The following is a 17371-nucleotide window of genomic DNA, read 5'->3' as shown; positions in this document are numbered from 1 at the left end:
AAGGAAGTGTTGCCCGGCCCGTGGGTCTCGATCGATGACCGGGTGCAGTGCAGGCCAGTAGACAGATGCTGGACTGGGTTGATGCGGCTGGGCTCCGTGAACCATGAAACGGAGGTGACTCTCTATGGAGGGTCCCGAAATCCAGTTCTCAGAAGCAGTCATTGATAATGGCCGCTTCGGCAAGCGTGTAATCCGCTTTGAAACCGGCCGCCTTGCCAAGCAGGCAGCCGGCGCAGCGATGGTCTACCTCGATGAAGAGACCGCGCTGCTGTCCGCCACCACCGCCGGCAAGCACCCGCGTGAAGGTTTCGACTTCTTCCCGCTGACCGTTGACGTCGAAGAGCGTATGTACGCCGCCGGCCGCATCCCGGGCTCGTTCTTCCGCCGCGAAGGCCGCCCCTCCACGGAAGCCATCCTGGCCTGCCGCCTCATGGACCGCCCGCTGCGCCCCGCCTTCGTCAAGGGCCTGCGCAACGAGGTCCAGATCGTCGTCACCGTGCTCTCCATCAACCCCGACGAGCTTTACGACGTGGTCGCGATCAACGCGTCCTCGATGTCCACCCAGCTCTCCGGCCTGCCCTTCTCCGGCCCGATCGGCGGCGTCCGCGTTGCCCTCGTCGCCGATGAGAACGGCTCGCAGTGGGTTGCGTTCCCGAAGCACTCCCAGCTGGAGAACGCCGTCTTCAACATGGTCGTAGCCGGCCGAATCGCCGGTGACGACGTGGCCATCATGATGGTTGAAGCCGAAGCCACCGACAACTCCTGGAACCTCATCAAGGAACAGGGCGCCACCGCCCCGACCGAAGAGGTTGTCTCCGAAGGCCTCGAGGCTGCCAAGCCGTTCATCAAGGCCCTTTGCGAAGCACAGTCCGACCTGGCAGCCCGCGCCGCCAAGCCGACCGTCGAGTTCCCGGTCTTCCTGGACTACCAGGACGACGTTTACGCCGCTGTGGAAGCCGCCGGCGCCGAGAAGCTGGCCGCCGTCTTCCAGATCGCCGACAAGCAGGAACGCGACACCGCCTCCGACGAGCTCAAGGACGAGGTCACCTCCTCCCTGGCCGGCCAGTTCGAAGGCCGTGAGAAGGAGCTGTCCGCAGCCTTCCGCTCGGTCACCAAGCAGGTTGTGCGCCAGCGCATCCTGAAGGACCAGATCCGCATCGACGGCCGTGGCCTGACGGACATCCGCCAGCTCACCGCCGAGGTAGAGGTCCTGCCCCGCGTGCACGGCTCGGCCATCTTCGAGCGCGGCGAGACCCAGATCATGGGTGTCACCACGCTGAACATGCTCAAGATGGAACAGCAGATCGACTCGCTGTCTCCCGTGACGCGCAAGCGCTACATGCACAACTACAACTTCCCGCCGTACTCCACCGGCGAGACCGGCCGCGTCGGTTCCCCGAAGCGCCGCGAAATCGGCCACGGTGCCCTTGCAGAGCGCGCCATCATGCCGGTGCTGCCGTCCCGCGAGGAATTCCCCTACGCCATCCGCCAGGTGTCTGAGGCGCTCAGCTCCAACGGTTCGACGTCGATGGGTTCCGTCTGCGCCTCCACGCTGTCCCTGCTCAACGCGGGTGTGCCGCTGAAGGCCGCCGTTGCCGGTATCGCCATGGGCCTGGTTTCCGACCAGGTTGACGGCCAGACCCGTTACGCCGCCCTGACCGATATCCTCGGCGCCGAAGATGCCTTCGGTGACATGGACTTCAAGGTTGCCGGTACCTCCGAGTTCGTCACGGCGATCCAGCTGGACACCAAGCTCGACGGCATCCCGGCCTCCGTCCTGGCCGCTGCCCTGAAGCAGGCCCGCGAAGCCCGCCTGCACATCCTGGATGTCCTGAACTCCGCGATCGACACCCCGGACGAGCTCTCCGAGTTCGCGCCGCGCGTCATCGCGGTCAAGATCCCGGTAGACAAGATCGGCGAGGTCATCGGGCCGAAGGGCAAGATGATCAACCAGATCCAGGAAGACACCGGAGCCGACATCTCGATCGAGGATGACGGCACGGTCTACATCGGCGCCACGAACGGCCCGTCTGCCGACGCAGCACGGTCCGCGATCAACGCCATCGCAAACCCGCAGATTCCGGAAATCGGCGAGCGTTACCTGGGCACGGTCGTCAAGACCACGACCTTCGGCGCCTTCGTTTCCCTGACTCCGGGCAAGGACGGCCTGCTGCACATCTCCGAGCTGCGCAAGATCGCCGGCGGCAAGCGCGTGGACAACGTCGACGACGTCGTCTCCGTGGGCCAGAAGATCCAGGTGGAAATCACCAAGATCGACGACCGCGGCAAGCTCTCCCTGTCTCCCGTAGTGGCAGACGGGGCAGGCTCCGAGAACGCCGACAACGCCGAGGTCTCCGAGGAGTCCGCAGAGTAGTCTTCTGCACCAAACAGCGGGGCCGGTGGATCATCCACCGGCCCCGCTGCCGTTACAGGTAGGATTGCAGGCAGATTTGGCACATGTTTACTGAAAGGCCTTGATGACTGTCGTACCCCTGCCGCTTGAGCAGAATCAGCATGCCGACACCCTGATCCATGGAGCCGACGGCGGTTCCGAAGTGCGCCGCTCGGTCCTGCCCGGCGGAGTCCGCGTGCTCACTGAAGCTATGCCCGGCCAGCGCTCGGCCACCATCGGTTTCTGGGTCGGAGTCGGCTCCCGCGACGAGGCTCCCGGCCAGCACGGCTCCACGCACTTCCTGGAGCACCTCCTCTTCAAGGGCACCAAGCGCCGCACCGCCCTGGAGATCGCCTCAGCCTTCGACGAGGTCGGCGGGGAATCAAACGCCGCCACCGCGAAGGAAAGCACCTGCTACTTTGCCCGGGTGCTGGACACCGACCTTCCCATGGCGATCGACGTCATCGCGGACATGATCACCGGTGCGGTCCTGGACGCGCAGGAGATGGAGCAGGAACGGGACGTCATCCTCGAGGAAATCGCGATGGACAGCGACGACCCCACCGACGTCGCGCACGAGAACTTCGTCGCCGCCGTGCTGGGAACCCACCCGCTCGGCCGCCCGATCGGCGGCACCCCGGACGCCATCCGGGCCGTCGCCCGCGACTCGGTCTGGGACCACTACCGCCGCTACTACCGCCCCGACGAACTCGTCATCACCGCGGCCGGGGGACTGGACCACGACGTCGTCTGCGGCCTTGTGGTGGATGCCCTGCATGCCGCCGGCTGGAGCCTTGAGCCGGATGCCGCTCCGGTCCAGCGCCGCCCCACGCAGCGCGCCGACATCGCCGGAACCGCCGGGCTGCACGTGGTCAAGCGTCCCGTCGAGCAGGCCAACATCATCATGGGCTGCCCCACGATCGTCGCGACCGACGAGCGCCGCTTCGTCATGAGCGTACTCAACGCGGTGCTCGGCGGCGGCATGTCCTCCCGGCTGTTCCAGGAAGTGCGGGAGAAGCGCGGGCTGGTCTACTCGACCTACTCCTTCGCCTCCTCCTACGCCGACGCCGGCTACTTCGGCATGTATGCCGGCTGCACGCCGTCGAAGGTCCGTCAGGTCCTCGAGCTCCTCGGCGCCGAACTGGACAAGCTGGCCGAGGGCGGCATCTCCGACGAGGAGCTCCGCAAGGCCGTCGGTCAGCTCTGCGGCGGAATCGTGCTGGCCCTCGAGGACACCGGCTCCCGGATGTCCCGGCTGGGCCGCGCCGAACTGGTGTCCGGCGAATACCAGGACATCGACGAGACGCTGCGCCAGATCAAGGCCGTGACCGCGGCCGAGGTCCAGGAGCTGGCCCGTGAGCTGGCGGCCGCCCCGCGGACCGTCACCGTGGTGGGACCCTTCGAGGAAACCGAGACCTTCGGCCTCTGAGCTGCGGCTCCGGCTCGCCCGGGACCAAGCTCGCCCGGGACCTAGACAGCACAGGCGGCACCGCGTGATGATGGGGGCGGGGTCACTCGGGAGGACCCCTGGAAGGAAAACATGGACCGGCCGCTGCCAGGCAGTGCACACGAGGCGCTTGAGGCGTTCCTGGGGCATTGGACCGGCACCACGCAGTGGGAGGCCACGCCCTGGGGGCCGGCCCGGACAGCGGCCATTGAATTGACCTTCGCCCGGGCGGCAGCCGGCCTGGCCGTCACCCAGAGTTACCGGCACACGGAGGCCGACGGCAGCCGCTCCGAGGGCCACGGCGTCTTCACCATGGACCCCGACCGACCGGACACCCTCTGGTACCACGTGAACAGCGGCGGACTGCCCCCGGAGCCGCCCGCGCGCGCCAGCTGGCAAGAGGGTGTCCTCACCATGGAGCGGCGCAGCGACCGCGGCACCGCGCGGCATACCTTTCGGGTGGACGACGGCGTGCTGACGCACAGCGCCGGACTCCGGCTGGGCAAAGCAATCGAGTTCACCCCGTTCATGACCTCGATCTGCCGACGCGTGGCCGCCTAACCGCCGGCGAAGGGCGGCAGCACATCGACGACGTCGGCCGGCTTGAGTGCCGTGGCACGGTTCCGCACGGCAACCTCGTTGAGCAGGAAGCTGCTCCGGGACAGGATTCGGGCCAGCGGCGGGGTCCCGGCCGGGGGTTCCGGGCGCTCGACGGCGAGGATGGCGTCGAGCAGGGTCGCGAGGGTGTCGCCGCCGGACAGGTCAAAGAGTTCCTCGTCCACGCCGGCGGCGGCGCGCGCGGCAGCGAAGTAACGTACGTTCACAGGTGGTTCAGCCTCCGATGGCGCTCATGCTGCGATCCGGCTGGACGAAGTCCGGAGCGTCCAGTCCGACGTGGTCCATACCGTGGGCCTTGGGCTTGATCCACATGGCGTCCTGCCAGCGTTCGGCAAGTTGTTCGTCGCTGGCGCCCTCGCGGAGCAGCCCCAGCAGGTCGACTTCCTCGCGGGAGAACAGGCAGCTCATGATCTTGCCCTCGGCGGTGATGCGGGTGCGGCGGCAATCGGAGCAGAAGGGCTCGGTCACGGAGGCGATGATTCCCACGGTTCCCAGCACGGGGCCGGTCGCCTCGGCCGTTCCGGGCACGCGGGCCCGGACCTCGAAGCGTTCGGCCGGGGCGCCGTCGCGGTCCCGTGGATCGGCGCTGAGCACATAGTGCACGGAGAGCAGCTCACGGATCTCAGCGGCCGTGATCATGTTCCGGCGGGTCCAGCCGTGGTCGGCGTCGAGCGGCATCTGCTCGATGAAGCGCAGCTCGTAGCCGCGGTCCAGCGCCCAGGCCAGCAGGGCCGGGGACTCGACGTCGTTGATGCCCCGCATCAGCACGGCATTGAGTTTCACGGGACCCAGCCCGGCGGCCCAGGCGGCGTCCACGCCGGCCAGGACTTTGTTCAGGAAGGGGCGCCGGGTCAGCTTGGTAAAGGTCTCCTCGTGCAGCGAGTCCAGCGAGACGTTGATCCGGGAGAGCCCGGCGGCCTTGAGCCCGGCGGCCTTTTTGTCCAGGCCCACGGCATTTGTGGTCATGGAGATCGGCAGCTCGGGGTGGGCCTGGCGGAGCGCCGAAATGATGTCCAGCAGGTCGGCCCGGACCAGCGGTTCGCCGCCTGTCAGCCGAAGTTCGCGCACGCCCAGCGTGTCAACGCCGATCCGCACGATCCGGACAATTTCCTCCGCGGACATCACGGCCTGCTTGGACAGCCACTCCAGGCCTTCGGCCGGCATGCAGTAGGTGCAGCGCAGATTGCATTTGTCCGTCAGGGAAAGCCGCATGTCCGTGGCACGGCGGCCGTATCGGTCCACGAGGCCGGCAGGCATCCCGGCCGGGCGTCCGGGCAGCGACGGGGTTCCGGCAGGGCCCGCGCCGGAAACACCTCCGACGGAGCCGGTTCCTTCACGTGGCTGGGGCATGCCAAGCTGAACACTCATAAAGTCAGGCTACGCCACCTCAGGGCAAGCATCACGCCCGTTGAGCCACGGATCGTGCGGATTTTCTCCGGCTGGACCGGCCATGCCACGCCGAGCCGCTGTACCGGCCCCCGGGGGCGTGACATGGCCCGTGCCCCGGGCGGGTTGCGACCCTATGCTGGAAGGGTGAAGACCTTCCAGAGTGCGCCGGCAGCAGCGGTTTCCGGAAACCGGCGAAAACCGGACCGGCCGGCCATCATGTGGGCAGCCGCAGCCGGAGTGGCTGCTGTGGGCAGCGGGGTTGTCCTGGGGGAAGCCGCCGCCGGTCTCCTGAGTCCCTCCATCTCGCCCGTGACGGCCGTCGGCGGCGCCGTGATCGATGTGGTCCCTCCGGGCGTCAAGGACTGGGCCATTTCGCTCTTCGGCACAGCCGACAAGGTCGCGCTGCTGGGCGGCATGGCCCTGGCCATCGCGACGCTTGCTGCCCTGTCCGGGGTCCTTGAGCTCCGCCGCCGCTTCGCCGGGGTGGCCGTCATTGCGGTTTTTGGAGCCGTGGGCGTCGTCGCCGTACTGGGGCGGGCCGACGTGACCGCCAACGCGATCCCCGTCCCGCTGCTGGCCGCGGCGGTAGGCATCGGGCTGATGCGCTGGCTGGTCCGGCGGCTGGGGGAGTGGCAGGCTGAAGCCGGCCTTGTGGCCGGCCCGGCTGTGGAAGGCCGGACACCCGACGCCCCGACGCAGAGCCGGACGCCGGAGGCCGCGACGACGAGCCGGACACCGGGGAGCCCGGCACAGAGCCCGACGCCGTACAGCCCGGCCCGCCGCCGCTTCCTGCAGGCGCTCGGCGGAACGGCCGCCGTCGCAGCTCTTGGCGGGGTGCTCGCCGCCACGCTGAGGGGAGCCGCAGCTGCCGTCAGCGAACTGCGCAGCAAACTCGTGCTCCCGGCGCCCGCGTCGCCCGTGCCGCCGATCCCGGCCGGTGCCGAGCTGGGGCTGGACGGCATCGGCCCGCTGGTGACCCCGAACAAGGACTTCTACCGGATTGACACCGCACTGCGCGTCCCGGTGGTGGACCCGGGCCAGTGGACCCTGAAGGTCACCGGCCTCGTGGAGCGCGAGATCTCACTGGACTTCGCGGCCCTGCTGGCCAAGCCCCTGATCGAACGGCACGTGACCATCGCCTGCGTCTCCAATGAAGTGGGCGGGGACCTGATCGGAAACGCCCGCTGGCTGGGCTGGCCGGTCCGGGATCTGCTGGCCCTGGCCGGACCCAAACCCGGTGCAGACATGGTGCTGTCCCGCAGCACCGACGGCTGGACCGCCGGCACCCCGCTGGAAGTACTCATGGACAGCAGGGATGCGCTGCTGGCTGTCGGCATGAACGGTGAACCGCTCCCGTTGGAGCACGGATTCCCGGCCCGGCTCATTGTTCCCGGCCTCTACGGCTACGTCTCGGCGACGAAATGGGTCACCGAGCTGAAGGTGACACGCTTCGCGGACGATGTTGCCTATTGGACGCCCCGGGGCTGGAGCGAGCGCGGCCCTGTCAAGATCTCCTCCCGCATCGACGTTCCCCGGGGCGGACGCTCCGTCGCCGCCGGGACGGTGGCATTCGGCGGCGTTGCCTGGGCCCAGCACACCGGTATCGGCAAGGTGGAGCTCCGGGTCAACCGCGGTGACTGGCAGCAGGCCGAGCTGGCGCCCGGGATCTCCAAGGACACCTGGTACCAGTGGAAGCTGGCCCTGCCGCTGACCCCGGGGCAGTACGAGGTGCAGGTCCGGGCCACGGACTTCAACGGCGTCGCGCAAGTGGAGGACCGCGCCGCCGTGGCGCCCAGCGGGGCCACCGGCTTTCACACGGTTACAGTTGACGTGAAGTCGTAGCGGGCCCGGCAACCACTGTTCCGGCAATCAGCGTCCAGGCATAGAGCCACGACAAAGGGTCATCACGAGGGGTCAAGAAAACGTATGCACCGCACCCAGACACTGCGCGTCAGCGTGGAAGCGCACCGCGAGGCGGTCCGCCGGCTGCTGGCCCAGCTCCGCACACCGGACCGGATTGAACGGCTCCCGCTGCTCGCGGCCCTCGGACGGGGACTCGCGGCGGACATCGTGGCGCCGGTGGACCTGCCGCCCTTCGCGAACTCGCAGATGGACGGCTTCGCCATCCGCAGCGCGGACGTACCCGACGGCGGCACCGAGCTGCGCGTCGTGGCGCCCATCCCCGCCGGTGCCGCTCCGGACGGACTCGCCCCGGGCACGGCCGCCCCGATCATGACCGGAGCCATGATGCCGCCGGGAGCGGACGCCGTCGTGCCGATTGAGCAGGCGGTGCCGGACTCCTTTCCCGCGCCCGGAGAGCCGGCCACGGTCACCCTGCCCGCTGCCCCGGCCGGGAATTTTGTCCGCGACGCCGGCAGCGACATCCGCACCGGGGAGCTGGCGCTCGCCGCCGGGACGTACCTGGGACCGGGACAGCTGGGACTGCTGGCCGCGCTCGGGCTCACCGAAGTGGCGGTCTACCGCGCCCTGCGGATCCTCCTCGTCACCACCGGCGACGAAGTCGTGGAACCCGGCAGTCCGCTCGGGCCCGGCAAGATTTACGACTCCAACGGAACCCTGCTCGAATCAGCCATGCGTCAGGCGGGCCTGGCGGTGACCAGAACCGGCATCTCCACGGACCGCCCCGAGGAGCTCGCCGCACTGCTGCGCCGGCACACCCCGGACGTGGACCTGATCGTCACCACCGGCGGCGTCAGCAAGGGCGCCTACGAGGTGGTCCGGCTGGCGATGGACGGGCACGACGTCGAGTTCCTCGGAGTCGCCATGCAGCCGGGCGGCCCGCAGGGGATCGGAACGTTCGACGGCGTCCCCGTCCTCGGGTTCCCGGGGAACCCGGTGAGCTGCCTCATCTCCTTCGAAATGTTCCTGCGCCCCGTCCTCGGCGCCCTGTTCGGCTCGCCCGCCCCGCGTCCCAAGGTCCGGGCGCGGCTGGCCGAAGCCGTGACGTCCCCGCCGGGCAAGCACCAGGTCCGGCGCGGCACACTCCAGCCGGACTGCACAGTCCGCCTCGAAGGCGGCGCAGGCTCGCACCTGGTCAGCGCCCTGGCACACTCGAACGCCCTCATCCACGTCCCCGAAGGAATTGCTGCGCTCGCCGAAGGCGCAGAGGTGGAAGTATGGATGCTGTGAACGATGCAGAAATCCCCACACCGGGAAACCCGGCAGCTGTTAACGCGGACGCCGTTACCGATGAAGCCAGAAAACCGGTCCTGACCCACCTGCGCCAGGACGGCACCGCCCAAATGGTCGATGTGTCCAACAAGGCCGAGTCAACGCGGGAGGCCACGGCCACCGCCACGGTCAACAGCACGGCCGAGGTCCTGACCCTCCTCGGCGACGGTGACCTGCCCAAGGGCGACGCCCTGGCCGTCGCCCGCATCGCCGGCATCATGGCGGCCAAAAAGACCCCCGAACTCATCCCGCTGTGCCATCCGCTGCCGATCGCCAAAGTCACCGTCGACTTCGAACTGGACACCGCCTCCATCACCGTGTTCGCCACCGTCAAGACCCTCGGCGTCACCGGCGTCGAGATGGAAGCACTGACCGCTGCCTCGGTGGCCGCGCTCAGCCTCTACGACATGATCAAGGCCGTGGACAAGCACGCGGTCCTGAACGACATCAAAGTGCTGGCCAAAAGCGGCGGCAAGAGCGGGGACTGGACCATATGAGCATGCCCGAACCCCACCGTCACGGCGAAGCGACCGGGCGGAAGGCCGGCGTCGTGATTGCCTCGACGCGGGCCGCGGCCGGCGTCTATGACGACCTCACCGGTCCCGTCATCATCGACTGGCTCACCGAACACGGCTTCGAGCCGTTCCCCCCGCTCGTGGTGCCGGACGGGGAGCCGGTGGGCGCCGCCCTCCGCGCCCTCCTCACCCAGCAGCCTGCCGTCATCATCACGAGCGGCGGCACGGGCCTCAGCGCCACCGACGCCACCCCGGAACAGACCCTGCCCCTCCTGGACCGCGAGATTCCGGGCATCATGGAAGGCATCCGGAGCGCGGGAACGGCCAAGACGCCCATGGCTATGCTGAGCCGGGGACACGCGGGGGCAGCCGGACAGACCTTCATCGTCAATCTCCCCGGATCCCCGAAGGGCGTCATGGACGGCCTGAGCGTGCTGGATCCCATTCTCGGACATCTCTGCGACCAGCTGGAAGGCAGCCATGGGCACTGACACAGGATTTGAAATCGTCCACGCCGTCCTCAGCGACGAACCGATCTCCGTGGACCAAGCCATCGCCGCAGTCGAATCGGACACCGCCGGGGCCGTCGTCAGCTTCAGCGGCGTCGTCCGGAACCACGACGGCGGCAAACCCGTCCAACGGCTCAGATACAGCGCGCACCCGACGGCGCACCAGGTGATGGCCGACGTCGTTGCGGCCCTCGTCGCCGAGCAGTCGAGTGCCGGCGGACCCGGCGGTGAACCCGCCTCCGGGCAAGACCAGCCGGGGCAGGGCCAGCCGGGGCAGGGCCAACCGGTGCGGATCTGGGCGGCGCACCGGATCGGCATGCTGGAGATCGGCGACCCGGCGCTGGTCTGTGCCGTCTCGGCCGCACACCGCGGCCAGGCCTTCGCGGTCTGCTCGGAGCTCGTGGACCGGATCAAGGCGCAGGTCCCCATCTGGAAGGAACAGTTCTTCACCGACGGCACGGTCGAGTGGGTCGGCGCGGGCGAGTAGCGCCAGACGGCGCGGGCGGGTAGCGCCAACCGGCGCGGCCCCGGACCGGCCAGGGCAGGACCTGTAACGCAAGGCCCCGGTTCAAGGAGGCACGGGCCCCGGCGGTAGGGTTGATGGCATGACCGAACAACTCGCAGTCGCCGTGCTGGGCGCGAACGGGCGCATGGGCGCCGAGGCGGTGAAGGCTGTTGAAGCCGCCGCGGACCTGAAGCTTGTGGCGGCCCTCGGCCGGAACGATTCCCTGGACACACTCGTGGACGCCGGCACCCGGATCGTGGTGGACCTGACGGTCCCGGAAAGCACCGAAGCCAACGTCCGTTTCGCGGTCGAACACGGCATGCACGCCGTCGTCGGCACCACCGGCTGGGACGCGGACCGGCTGGCACGGCTCGAGGAACTCCTCGCCGGCCAGGAAATCGGCGTCCTGATTGCCCCCAACTTTGCCCTCGGCTCGGTCCTCGCCTCGGCCTTCGCCGCCAAGGCCTCCCGGTACTTCGAATCGGTCGAAATCATCGAACTGCACCACCCGGACAAGGTGGACGCCCCCTCGGGAACGGCCGTGCGGACTGCCCAGCTGATCGCGGCCGAGCGGGAAGCCGCCGGTGTCCCCGCCAGCCCGGATGCCACTACCAGCGAACGCCCCGGTGCACGCGGCTGCGAGGTCGACGGCGTCCGTGTGCACAGCGTCCGGCTGCGGGGGCTCGTGGCGCACCAGGAAGTCCTGCTCGGCGGGCCGGGGGAGCAGCTGACCTTCCGGCACGACTCCTTCGACCGCGCCTCCTTCATGCCCGGCGTGCTGCTGGGCATCCGCAACGTTGCCGCGAACCCGGGCCTCACCGTGGGCCTCGACGGCTACCTGGACCTGGGACTCTGAGCGCCGTGGCCAATGTGCTGACCGCCCTGAAAGCCAACCGCACCAAGATCTGGGTCGGGGCCGTGACCCTGCTGCTCGTGTTCTACCTGGTGGTGTCCTTCCAGCGCTCCGTGCTGCTGATGTCCGATCCCAACCTCGTGGCGAAAGCCATCGGCGTGGCGTACCTGGTCCTCCCGCTGGTCGGTGCCTGGGCCCTCGTCCGGGAGCTGGTGTTCGGCGCCCGTACCGAACAGATGGCGAAAATCCTCGAAGCCGAGGTCGGACTGCCGGAGGACACGCTCCCGCGCACCCCGGCCGGACGGATCATCCGGGAGGCCGCGGACCTCGAATTCGAAAAGTACCGCGCCGAGACGGAAGCGGCGCCGGAGGACTGGCGCTCGTGGTTCCGGCTCAGCTGCGCCTACGACGCCTCGGGTGACCGCAAGCGCGCCCGCGCCTCGATGCGCGACGCCGTCCGGCTGTTCCGTTCCGGCTCGGCCGGGACGCCCGCGGCCTAACGGATGCGGGCCGGCTGGTACCGGCCCAGCTGGTTGGCCGCATGGGCCACCCATTCCAGCGGCCCGCGCCAGGCCAGGGCCGCGAAGATCCCGCCAATAATCACGACGGCGGCTGCCTGCGCCCAGTACACACCGTCCACCGTCCACCCGGACGGCAGCGGCTTCTGGTACAGGGCCGCCATGACGCACAAATGGGCCGTGTAGAGACTCAACGTCAGGGCGCCGGCGCCGCGCAAGGGGAGCAGCAGGTCCAGCTCGACCCATTCGGCAAGCCGGCCCAGCAGCAGGCAGAAGCCCACGACGGCGGCCGCGACCCCCGAAGTATGCAGCAGATCCAGCGTGCTGCCTGAGTGCGGGGCACTCGTGGCCAGCCACCACCACGATCCGGACTGCTCCACCCCGGCAACATTGACCTGCAGCAGGCTCCCCAACGGGTACGAGGGGTCCGCCAGTTGCTCTTCCAGCGCCCTCCGGCCGCCCCAGTCCTCCATCATGACGACGCTGGCCCATTTGGCCAGGACGGCCACCATGGCACCGCCGGCCAGCAGCAGCGCCGGAACGGCCGCCGTCGTCAGGGCCATCCGGCCGATGGCGAGGCCGATCAGCAGGTAGGCGATCCACTGGAACACGGGGTAATAGCCGGTCAGGAAAAGATCGCCGAGCAGGGCCGCCGGCGTGCCGAGGTCCTCCCAGCCGGGGTTGTGTCCGAGGTGCAGCGGCGGGGTGGCCGCCAGGAGCCAGGGCCGCAGCAGGAAAGCCAGCACCGGCGGCATGACGATCCAGAGGGCGGCGAGGGGCAACAGTTGTTTGACCCCCAGCCCAAGGAACGGAAGCACGCAGAGGAACAGGACTGCGTAATGGACCAGGATGATGGCGATATTGACTTCGAGTCCGCCCAGCGAGAGCCCGACGGCGCCGACCACGAGGGCGCGCAGAGTGATGCCGCGCCGGGCCGCCCATAGTTCCGGGCCCTGGAGGGGTTGCTGCTTTCCCGTTGACAGGGCCAGACCGATCCCGGCCAGCACGGCGAACAAGGCGGACGCTCGTCCGGAGAACACCAGCCCCACCCACGTCGGGGTGAGCTGGGCATTGGACTCGAAGGTGGGCAGCACGTGGGTTGCCATCATGCCAAGGAGCGCCAGCCCGCGGGCGGCATCGATGCCTGTCAGCCGGGCGCCGGGCCGCTTGCCCCGGGCGGTCCGGGAATGTGAGGCCGTTGCGCGCTGGGTCATCTTTCGATCGTCTCATGTCCGGCTGGCGCCGCGCCCCCGCAGGCAGTGGCCCTGAACATGTTCACAGGAGCTCCACAGGCCTTGTATTCGAATATATGTTCGAATACCATGATGCCATGAACAACGCATCAGAGCCCGCTTTCCACACTCAGGCATTGCAGGGTCAAGCATTGCAGGGTCAAAAATTGCAGGGTCAAGCATTTCCGGATGGGGCGCCCGGCGTGCTGAAGGCGATGAGTCCTGGCGTCGTGGATTTCCTCTTTCGGCAACTCGTCGCCGGCGAATCGGCGGAGGACTTCCAGTGGCATCGGGAGGGCATGGCGTTGTCGGCGCAGACACCCGGTGCCGAGCTTGCCCGCCGCCTCGCCGAGACCGACCTCGAAGCGCTGACGCCCACCGAACTGTTCCACTACGTGCGCGCCGCGCAGCGCCTTTCCGCCTGGGCAGAGTCCCTGCGCGAACACGCAGTCGGCCGCTACTGCGCAACGCCCTCAGCCGATGCCTCCCCGCCGCGGTGACCCGCCGCCGTGACCCGCGAGTTGTCCGCCGGGCCGCAGGGCTGCCTAGGATGGCAGGGTGACCACAGCGCTGACGCTCTCCGCCATCCAATACCGGGCCCTCGACGGCGGAATCGCCGCCAATGTTCCGGAGCATATCCGCCTCATCGAGGATGCGGACGCCCATGGCGCGCGGCTCGTCCTTTTCCCGGAGCTGTCCCTCACGGGCTACGAGCTCGATCCGCTGGCGGACCCGGATCGGTGGGTGACGGCCGGGGACGGGCGGCTGGACGGAATCGGGGAAATCTGCCGCCGGACCGGCATTACGGCAGTCGTCGGTGCCCCGTTCCAGGAAGCCGACGGCACACCGCGGCTGGCCTCGCTCGCCCTCCATCCCTCCGGTGCCGTGGACTACGCGTTCAAGTCGAGGCTCCACGGCCCGGAGAACCGGTTGTTCACGCCCGGGGACGGGGCCGTCCTCCTCGAACTCGACGGCTGGAAGATCGCCCTTGCCATCTGTTTCGACGCCGCCCACTCCGAACACGCTCTGGATGCCGCGGAGGCAGGGGCGGACGTCTACGCCGTCTCGGCCCTCTACACCGCGGGGGAGGACAGCCGGCTGGACAGCCATCTTGCCGCCCGGGCCATGGACAACCGGATCTTCGCCGTGCTCGCCAATCTGGCCGGCAGCACCGCACTGGGGCCGTCCTGCGGGTTGAGCGGTTTTTGGGGGCCGGACGGAATGGTCATCCGCCAGGCCGGCGGCACGGGTACCGAGGTGCTGACCGTGACCCTGCAACACCCTGCCGGCCGAGTTTGACGATCATCACGCTGCCTCCATTGCCCTAACATGCCGAAGACAGGGTAACGTTTTTACCATGGCTGACTCTGACATTCGCTCTTACACGTTCGGAACCCTCGTGACCGCCATGGTCACGCCTTTCACCACCGACGGTGAGGTCGACTATCAGAAGTCCGCAGAGCTGGCCAACAAGCTCGTCGACGACGGCAATGACGCCCTCGTCATCTCCGGCACCACGGGCGAAACCTCCACGCTGGAAGACGACGAAAAGGAAAAGCTGTTCCGTGTCATCGTTGAGGCCGTGGGGGACCGCGCCAAGGTGATCGCCGGGACCGGCACCAACCACACCTCGCACTCGATCGAGATGGCCAGGCGCGCCGTGAAAGCCGGAGCGCACGGCCAGCTGATCGTCACGCCGTACTACAACAAGCCGAGCCAGGCCGGCATCCAGGCCCACATCGAAGCCGTCGCCGACGCCGCTGACCTCCCCGTCATGGTCTATGACATTCCCGGCCGCGCCGGCGTCCCGATCCTGCCCGAAACCATGATCCGGCTCGCCGACCACCCGCGCATCGTCGCGCTCAAGGACGCCAAGGCCGATTTCGCTGCGGTGACCCGCGTCCTGGCGAATACTGATCTGGATGTCTACTCGGGCGACGACGGACTGACCCTGCCATGGATGGCAGCGGGCGCCGTCGGCCTCGTCAGCGTTTCGGCGCACGTGGCCACCAAGCAGTTCCGCGCCATGATCGATGCCGCACTTGCAGGCGATTTTGCCACCGCCCGCACCATACATTTCGAACTGGACCCCGTGGTCCGTGCAGTGATGACCCACATTCAGGGTGCTGTTGCTGCAAAGCAAGTTCTTAAGTGGCAGGGAGTCCTGCCCAACTCGGTTGTCCGTTTGCCCCTCGTGGAGCCGGGCGAAGCCGAGATCGAAACCATCCGCGAGGACTTGGCGGAAGCGGGACTGGTCTTTTCCTGATCGGGGGTTTTTCTGATTGGCAACGACCTCTCCGGCAACCGCCTGGAAAGTAGTGCACTATGACCCAAACCGCCCTTCCCGGCCTTGTCACGCCGCCGAAACTGCTCAAGGACACCCTGCGGATCGTGCCGCTCGGCGGCCTGGGCGAGATCGGCCGCAACATGACCGTCTTCGAAGTTGACGGCAAGCTGCTCATCGTCGACTGCGGTGTCCTCTTCCCCGAGGAAACCCAGCCCGGCGTCGACCTGATCCTGCCCGATTTCTCCTACATCGAGAACCGCCTCGATGACATCGTCGCCGTCGTCCTGACGCACGGCCACGAGGACCACATCGGTGCCGTCCCGTATCTGCTACGACTGCGCGCCGACATTCCCCTGGTGGGCTCCCGGCTGACGCTGGCCCTCATTGAGGCGAAGCTGCAGGAGCACCGGATCAAGCCCGTCATGCAGACGGTCACCGAGGGACAGGTTCAAAAGTTCGGCCCGTTCGAATGCGAATTCGTCGCGGTCAACCACTCGATCCCCGATGCCCTGGCCGTGTTCATCCGCACGGCCGGCGGCACCGTGCTGCACACCGGCGACTTCAAGATGGACCAGTTGCCCCTGGACGGCCGGATCACCGACCTCCGCCACTTCGCCAAGCTCGGCGAAGAAGGCGTGGACCTGTTCATGTCGGACTCCACCAACGCCGACGTCCCGGGCTTCACCACCGCAGAGAAGGACATCGGGCCCACCCTGGACCGGCTCTTCGGCCAGGCCAGCAAGCGCCTGATCGTGGCCTCGTTCTCCTCGCACGTGCACCGTGTCCAGCAGGTCCTCGACGCCGCCGCCAACCACAACCGCAAGGTTGCCTTCGTGGGCCGCTCGATGGTCCGCAACATGGCCATCGCCGAGAAGCTCGGCTACCTCGAGGTGCCGGCGGGCATCCTGGTCGACATCAAGAACATCGACAACCTGCCAGACAACCGCGTGGTCCTGATGTCCACCGGTTCCCAGGGCGAGCCGATGGCCGCGCTGTCCCGTATGGCCAACGGCGACCACCGGGTCGTCGTCGGCCAGGGCGACACCGTCATCCTCGCCTCCAGCCTGATCCCGGGAAACGAGAACGCGGTCTTCCGCATCATCAACGGCCTGCTCAAGCTCGGCGCCGACGTCATCCACAAGGGCAACGCCAAGGTGCACGTCTCCGGCCACGCCGCCGCCGGCGAGCTGCTGTACTGCTACAACATCCTCGAGCCGCTCAACGCGATGCCGGTGCACGGCGAGACCCGCCACCTGATCGCCAACGGCAAGATCGCTCTGGACTCCGGCGTGCCGGAGGAAAGCATCCTGCTCGCGGACAACGGCACCGTCATCGACCTCCGGGACCACCAGGCCGACATCGTCGGCCAGGTGGAGGTCGGCTTCGTCTACGTCGACGGCTCCAGCGTCGGCGAAGTCACGGAAGCCGACCTGAAGGACCGCCAGACGCTCGGCGATGAAGGCTTCATCTCCATCATCACCGTGATCCACCGCGCCACCGGCAAGGTCGTCTCCGGCCCCGAAATCCACGCCCGCGGCGTGGCCGAGGACGACTCCGTCTTCGACGAGATCATCCCCAAGATCAATGCCGCCCTGGAAGAAGCCGTGCTCAACCGCACGGACCACACCACGCACCAGCTCCAGCAGGTTGTCCGCCGGGTGGTGGGCACCTGGGTCAACCGGAAGCTTCGCCGCAAGCCCTTGATCATCCCGGTGGTCCTGGAGGCCTAAGCGCCTGCCCTCGGAGCCCTCTGCAGGTGAACCGAGACGGCCTTCCTGACCCGCCCCAGCCCTTTGGCCGGGGCCGGCCAGGAAGGCCGTTTTGGCTTGCCGGTGGAACGCGTCACCGGCGCCCGGGGAAGGCCGTGGGTCCGCAACATGATCCCCGCGGAGGCCCGGAAATCCGCGGTTTTCG

The 17371-nt window shown here is 68.2% G+C and carries 17 protein-coding genes; 14 read left to right on the top strand and 3 right to left on the bottom strand.

Going from position 1 to position 17371, the window contains the following annotated elements:
- The first annotated feature begins 124 nt into the window (after nt 1-124).
- From ACVWZ8_RS00740 to ACVWZ8_RS00730, 3 genes are all read left to right on the top strand, one after another.
- A complete protein-coding gene (locus ACVWZ8_RS00740) occupies nt 125-2374 on the top strand; it encodes a polyribonucleotide nucleotidyltransferase (RefSeq protein WP_456503475.1) in 2250 nt (749 codons plus the stop codon).
- 103 nt (nt 2375-2477) lie between these two features.
- Nucleotides 2478-3821, top strand: a complete 1344-nt coding sequence (locus tag ACVWZ8_RS00735; protein WP_426976772.1) for a M16 family metallopeptidase — start codon at nt 2478-2480, stop codon at nt 3819-3821.
- 111 nt (nt 3822-3932) lie between these two features.
- Entirely contained in the window at nt 3933-4400 is a 468-nt protein-coding gene (locus ACVWZ8_RS00730) for a DUF1579 domain-containing protein (protein WP_456503474.1), read from the top strand.
- Here ACVWZ8_RS00730 and ACVWZ8_RS00725 read toward each other — a convergent pair.
- The gene (locus ACVWZ8_RS00725; RefSeq protein WP_456503473.1) at nt 4397-4663 is read right to left on the bottom strand and encodes a MoaD/ThiS family protein; all 267 of its coding nucleotides are present in this window, start codon (nt 4661-4663) and stop codon (nt 4397-4399) included. The two genes, ACVWZ8_RS00730 and ACVWZ8_RS00725, sit on opposite strands and share 4 nt — an antisense overlap.
- 7 nt (nt 4664-4670) lie before the next feature.
- On the bottom strand, nt 4671-5825 hold the full coding sequence (gene moaA, locus ACVWZ8_RS00720) for a GTP 3',8-cyclase MoaA (protein WP_456503472.1): 1155 nt from the start codon (nt 5823-5825) through the stop codon (nt 4671-4673).
- Nucleotides 5826-6062: 237 nt separating this feature from the next.
- Between moaA and ACVWZ8_RS00715 the strand changes: the two genes are divergently transcribed.
- The 7 genes from ACVWZ8_RS00715 (at nt 6063) to ACVWZ8_RS00685 (ending at nt 11920) form a co-directional block, all read left to right on the top strand.
- Entirely contained in the window at nt 6063-7688 is a 1626-nt protein-coding gene (locus tag ACVWZ8_RS00715) for a molybdopterin-dependent oxidoreductase (protein WP_456505885.1), read from the top strand.
- 84 nt (nt 7689-7772) lie between these two features.
- Complete coding sequence (locus ACVWZ8_RS00710; protein WP_456503471.1) at nt 7773-8996, top strand: molybdopterin molybdotransferase MoeA; 1224 nt, start codon at nt 7773-7775, stop codon at nt 8994-8996.
- The gene (gene moaC, locus ACVWZ8_RS00705) at nt 8984-9535 is read left to right on the top strand and encodes a cyclic pyranopterin monophosphate synthase MoaC (protein WP_456503470.1); all 552 of its coding nucleotides are present in this window, start codon (nt 8984-8986) and stop codon (nt 9533-9535) included. The genes ACVWZ8_RS00710 and moaC overlap by 13 nt, the downstream gene beginning before the upstream one ends.
- Nucleotides 9532-10044 carry a MogA/MoaB family molybdenum cofactor biosynthesis protein gene (locus ACVWZ8_RS00700; protein ID WP_426976782.1) on the top strand — a complete coding sequence of 171 codons (513 nt, stop codon included), beginning with the start codon at nt 9532-9534 and terminating at the stop codon, nt 10042-10044. Before moaC ends, ACVWZ8_RS00700 begins: the two co-directional genes overlap by 4 nt.
- Complete coding sequence (locus ACVWZ8_RS00695) at nt 10034-10549, top strand: molybdenum cofactor biosynthesis protein MoaE (RefSeq protein WP_456503469.1); 516 nt, start codon at nt 10034-10036, stop codon at nt 10547-10549. Before ACVWZ8_RS00700 ends, ACVWZ8_RS00695 begins: the two co-directional genes overlap by 11 nt.
- 118 nt (nt 10550-10667) lie before the next feature.
- Nucleotides 10668-11423, top strand: coding sequence for a 4-hydroxy-tetrahydrodipicolinate reductase (gene dapB, locus ACVWZ8_RS00690; protein WP_456503468.1), 756 nt, complete (start codon nt 10668-10670; stop codon nt 11421-11423).
- A 5-nt stretch (nt 11424-11428) separates the two neighbouring features.
- Complete coding sequence (locus ACVWZ8_RS00685) at nt 11429-11920, top strand: hypothetical protein (RefSeq protein WP_426976786.1); 492 nt, start codon at nt 11429-11431, stop codon at nt 11918-11920.
- On the opposite strand, the gene ACVWZ8_RS00680 is transcribed toward ACVWZ8_RS00685, so the two are convergent.
- Nucleotides 11917-13152 (bottom strand): heparan-alpha-glucosaminide N-acetyltransferase domain-containing protein, encoded by a 1236-nt coding sequence (locus ACVWZ8_RS00680; RefSeq protein ID WP_456503467.1) that lies wholly within the window; start codon nt 13150-13152, stop codon nt 11917-11919. The two genes, ACVWZ8_RS00685 and ACVWZ8_RS00680, sit on opposite strands and share 4 nt — an antisense overlap.
- Before the next feature lie 116 nt (nt 13153-13268).
- Here ACVWZ8_RS00680 and ACVWZ8_RS00675 point away from each other — a divergent pair, with 116 nt between their 5' ends.
- Genes ACVWZ8_RS00675 through ACVWZ8_RS00660 form a run of 4 tightly spaced genes read left to right on the top strand, consistent with a single transcriptional unit; the run spans nt 13269 to nt 17187 of the window.
- A complete protein-coding gene (locus ACVWZ8_RS00675) occupies nt 13269-13670 on the top strand; it encodes a hypothetical protein (protein WP_426976790.1) in 402 nt (133 codons plus the stop codon).
- 58 nt (nt 13671-13728) lie between these two features.
- Complete coding sequence (locus tag ACVWZ8_RS00670) at nt 13729-14469, top strand: carbon-nitrogen hydrolase family protein (protein WP_426976792.1); 741 nt, start codon at nt 13729-13731, stop codon at nt 14467-14469.
- A 58-nt stretch (nt 14470-14527) separates the two neighbouring features.
- On the top strand, nt 14528-15436 hold the full coding sequence (gene dapA, locus ACVWZ8_RS00665; RefSeq protein WP_426976794.1) for a 4-hydroxy-tetrahydrodipicolinate synthase: 909 nt from the start codon (nt 14528-14530) through the stop codon (nt 15434-15436).
- A 59-nt stretch (nt 15437-15495) separates the two neighbouring features.
- Entirely contained in the window at nt 15496-17187 is a 1692-nt protein-coding gene (locus tag ACVWZ8_RS00660) for a ribonuclease J (RefSeq protein WP_354244566.1), read from the top strand.
- The last annotated feature ends 184 nt before the right edge of the window (nt 17188-17371 follow it).

The organism is Arthrobacter sp. UYCu723 (assembly GCF_054059215.1).
The sequence above is the reverse complement of the archived record's forward strand: the minus strand, read 5'-3'. Positions and strand labels throughout refer to the sequence as shown.